Source organism: Streptomyces spongiae (assembly GCF_009377185.1).
In the GTDB taxonomy this organism is placed as follows: Bacteria; Actinomycetota; Actinomycetes; order Streptomycetales; family Streptomycetaceae; genus Streptomyces; species Streptomyces spongiae.
Genome location: NZ_VJZC01000730.1, coordinates 1 through 4,379, shown reverse-complemented (window position 1 = coordinate 4,379; position 4,379 = coordinate 1). Strand labels below are relative to the sequence as shown.

Sequence of the window (4,379 nt, the reverse complement as noted above, 5' to 3'; positions counted from 1 at the left end):
GCCGGGTACGGCCGCGTGGAGGGGGTTGACCTGCACGAACCCGGCGCCGAGCGCGCGGCCGGCCCAGGCGGTCAGCTCGGCCAGGTCGCCGAGGTCGCCCATGCCCCAGCTGCGCCGGGAGAGCAGGGAGTAGAGCTGGACGAGGAGCCCGTACACACGTCCGGGCGGCGCGGGCAGCCGGGACGGGGCCACGACGAGGTGGGCGTCGGCGGTACGGCCGTCGGGGGCGGTGGCGCGCAGGGCGTGCACGCCCGGGGGCAACTGCTCGGCGGCGGAGCGGAGTTCGCCCTGCTCGGTCTCGATGCGCAGGCGGGTGCCCTCGGGGAGTCCGGCCAGTGCGCCGGGGGCCTGTCCGCCCCAGCACACCACGGTCGGCGGCAACAGGCGCTCCCTCAGCTCCCGTTCCCGCGCGGCGAGGGCCGCGTGCACGGTCCGAGGGGTGCTCGCGTCGACGTCCAGCGCCGCCAGGGCCGCGACGATCGCGGCGTCCGAGGCCGCGACCGTACGGTCCGGGGAGGGGCTGTAGGAGGTGGCGACCCCGTGCAGCGAGGCGAGCCGGGACAGCGGCGTCCCGCTCGCGGAGCCTTCGGAGTTCTCTGGGCTCGGTGAGGTCCCTGGTCTCGGTGAGTTCCCTGGGCTCGATGAGCTGCCTGGTCTCGGTGAGTTCCCTGGGCTCGATGAGCTCTCGGAGGATTCGGCGTCCTCGGCGGGGCTCGGCTCCGCCGCTGGGTCGGCCGGTCGCGCCATCTAGACCGCCATGGAGTCGAGGCCGGAGTAGGCGGCACCGGTGGGCGTCGGTTCGCTGGTCAGGGGGGCGAGGTCGGCGAGGGGCGGTTCGCTGGTGAGGGGCTCGGCGTCCGGCAGCGGGGGCTCACTGGTCAGGGGCGGCTCGGCGCAGGCGCCCTCCGCGCTGAACACGCACACGTGCTCGAGGTCGGCGGACTGATCCGCCGTGGGTTTGGAATGGGCCGGGAACAGAAGATGTGCGGCCACGATGGCCTCCTTGTCGTCGTACGTCTCTAGCGGGTTACGGCAGCCCCCTACCCAGTGGGCGCCTCCGCAGACGTATCCGGGGGGACAACGTGGTTTTGGTCACACACGTTCCGTTTCGGCCTCGTCACCGAGCGTGCAGAGGTGGGCAATTCTGACACATCGGCCACGCGCGTTGACACTGTGACCGCCCGGCTGGTGGGGTCGGTGATTTCCTGACGTCAGCCGTGAGGGTCGACGAGACGAACGACGAGGAGGGGGCCGTGCAGCTCCGGGGCAGGAAGGGAGCGGCGGCCGTTGCCATCGCCGTGGTCGCGGGGGCGCTGGGGTCGGGCCCGTCCACGCCACGCCCGGTCGCGCCGACGTCGACCTCGGACGCGCAGGACGAGCCGGCGGAGTCGGCGGAGTCGGCGGAGTCGGCGGAGTCGGCGGAGTCTGCACAGGCGCCCACGGGCGCATCCGCGGAAGCTGCGGACACCTCCTCAGAAGCGGACACCTCCTTAGAGTCCGCCGGTACGTCAGAATCCGCCGGTACGTCCGTGGAGGCTTCCGACAGCCCCGCGGGCCCACCCGCGAAGAGCGACGCGCTGCCCTCGGTCTGGCCGCGCCCCCAGTCGCTCCGCCCGGCCGGCGCCGGTGTCGCGGTCCCGGACGAGGTCGTCCTGGTCACCGAGGCGAGCACCGATCCGAACGCCGTCGACACACTCCGATCGCTGTTCTTCGAGGCCGGTGCGCGCACGGTCACCACGGCGCGCGAAAGGGATCCGATCCCTTCGGGCGCGCTGGTGGTGCGCGCGGGCGAGAACCCGGCGTACGGAGGCGTGGAGGAGGCGCTCACCGCTCTGGGCGCCTCGCCCCGCGCCGATCTCCCCTCCGGCGGCTACCGCCTCGCGGTCGGCCGGGTCGCGGGCCGCGACACCGTGGCCCTGGCCGGTGCCGGCGGGGACGGGCTGTTCCACGCGGTCCAGACACTCCGTCAGCTGCTCACCGGGGGGCGCGTCGCGGGCGTCGTCGTCCGAGACTGGCCGGGAACAGCCGTGCGCGGCACCACCGAGGGCTTCTACGGCACCCCGTGGACGCGCGAACAGCGTCTGGCCCAGCTGGACTTCATGGGCCGCACCAAGCAGAACCTCTATGTGTACGCCCCCGGCGACGACCTCTACCGCCAGGCGCGGTGGCGGGAGGAGTACCCCTCCGAACAGCGCGCCGACTTCCGCGAACTGGCCCACCGGGCGGACCGCAACCACATCACGATGACGTGGGCGGTGGCCCCGGGCCAGGCGATGTGCTTCTCGTCGGACGACGACGTGAAGGCGCTCACCCGCAAGCTCGACGCCATGTGGGAGCTGGGCTTCCGGGCCTTCCAGCTCCAGTTCCAGGACGTGAGTTACAGCGAGTGGCACTGCGACGCGGATGCCGAAACGTTCGGCTCGGGCCCGGAGGCGGCGGCGCGGGCACAGGCCCGACTGGCGAACGCGGTCGCCCGGCACCTCGCCGAACGCCACCCGGGCACACCGGCGTTGTCGCTGATGCCGACCGAGTACTACCAGGACGGCCCGACCGCGTACCGGCGCGCGCTGGCGGCCGATCTGGACGACACGGTCGGGGTCGCGTGGACGGGCGTCGGGGTGGTGCCGAAGACCATCACCGGCTCCGAACTCGCCCGCACCCGCGAGGTGTTCGCCGGACACCCGCTGGTCACGATGGACAACTACCCGGTCAACGACTACGCCGAGGACCGCATCTTCCTCGGCCCGTACACCGGCCGCGAACCAGCTGTCGCGAGCGGCTCCTCAGCCCTGCTGGCCAACGCGATGCAGCAGGCGGAGGCGTCCCGAATCCCACTCTTCACCACCGCCGACTACGCGTGGAACCCGCGCGACTACCGGCCCGAGGAGTCCTGGCGGGCCGCGATCGACGACCTGGCCGACGGCGACCGGACCCGCGAGGAGGCCCTCAACGCCCTCGCGGGCAATGACGCCTCGTCGGTCCTCGGCAGCACCGAGTCGGCGTATCTGCGGCCGCTCATCGACGACGTCTGGACGGCTCGCACCAAGACGGACCGGGCCGCGTACGAGCGGGCGGCCAAGCGGCTGCGCGCCGCCTTCACCGTGATGCGCGAGACCCCCGAGCGTCTGTCCGACACCGGGATCGCGGACGAAGTCGCTCCCTGGGCCGAGCAGTTGGCCCGGTACGGCACCGCCGGAGAAAGGGCCGTCGACCTGCTGGACGCCCAGTCGGCCGACGATACCGCGGCGGCCTGGACGGCGTACCGGGAGCTGGGCCGGCTGAGCACCGGGCTCGGCACGGGCCGGGTGACGGTCGGTGAGGGCGTGCTGGACCCGTTCCTGACGCGGACTCGGAAGGCGTACGAGAACTGGGCGGGGCTCGGCCAGGAGGCGGCGCGGGACGGGCGTCTGAGCCGGACCGGCGAGCTCACCGCGGTGACGGTGCTCGCCGATCCCGGCGCCCGCGGTGTGGTCGAGGCGCACGTGCCCGGCGAGGGCTGGCGACGGATCGGGACGCTCGCGGAAGGCGGCGCGACGGAACTCGAACTCAGGAACCCCGTACGGGCGGACGCCCTACGCCTACAGGGCGCGACCGCACGCCACCTCGTGCCCTGGTACGACTCCCCCGCCACCGCACTGGAGTTGCCGCGCCCCGAGACCGACGTGGAGATCGGCGGCACGCACACGGTGACCGCCCGCCTGACCTCCCTGCGGCCCGGGGAGGTACGGGGACGGCTCACCGCGAAGGCCCCCCGGGGCATCAAGGTGGCGGTCCCCGCCCGGTCGACGCTCCCGCGCGGCACGGCGGTCGACGTACCGATCAAGATCACGGTCCCCGCGGGAACGCCTTCGGGAACGTACGAGATCCCGGTGTCCTTCGACTCCTCCGACTCCTCTGGCGGCACCCCCCGGACCCTCACGGTCCGCACCTTCCCGCGCACCGCGGAGCGCGACTTGGCACGCGGCGCGAAGTCCGCGTCGTCCGGCGACGAGACGAAGGACTTCCCCGCGTCGGCCGCCAACGACGGCGACCCCAAGACCCGCTGGTCGTCCCCCGCCGAGGACGGCGCCTGGTGGCAGACGGAACTCCCCGAGCCGGTGCGCCTGGGCCAGGTGGTGCTGCGCTGGCAGGACGCGTACGCGGCCGAGTACCGAGTCCAGGTATCGACGGACGGCCGCACCTGGCGCACCGCCGCGGCCGTACGGGACGGCCGGGGCGGGCGCGAGTCGGTCCGCATGGACGAGCGTGACGTGCGGTTCGTGCGCGTGCAGGGAGTCAAGCGGGGGACTCAGTACGGGTACTCGCTGTGGTCGGTGGAGGCGTACGCGGTGGCGGGCCGGGGCTGAGAGGGCTTCCGCCCCCGCCGCCCCTACCCGTCC

Annotated in this window: 2 protein-coding genes and 1 pseudogene; 1 reads left to right on the top strand and 2 read right to left on the bottom strand. The window is 73.4% G+C overall.

All coding sequences use genetic code 11. From position 1 onward, the window contains the following. Nucleotides 1-747: pseudogene (locus FNH08_RS45545) on the bottom strand (4-alpha-glucanotransferase); the annotation flags it as partial. Then, entirely contained in the window at nt 748-993 is a 246-nt protein-coding gene (locus FNH08_RS45540; protein ID WP_322726506.1) for a hypothetical protein, read from the bottom strand. 260 nt (nt 994-1,253) lie between these two features. On the opposite strand from FNH08_RS45540, the gene FNH08_RS45535 reads away from it, so the two are divergent. Further along, nucleotides 1,254-4,346, top strand: a complete 3,093-nt coding sequence (locus FNH08_RS45535; RefSeq protein ID WP_407704580.1) for a beta-N-acetylglucosaminidase domain-containing protein — start codon at nt 1,254-1,256, stop codon at nt 4,344-4,346. The last annotated feature ends 33 nt before the right edge of the window (nt 4,347-4,379 follow it).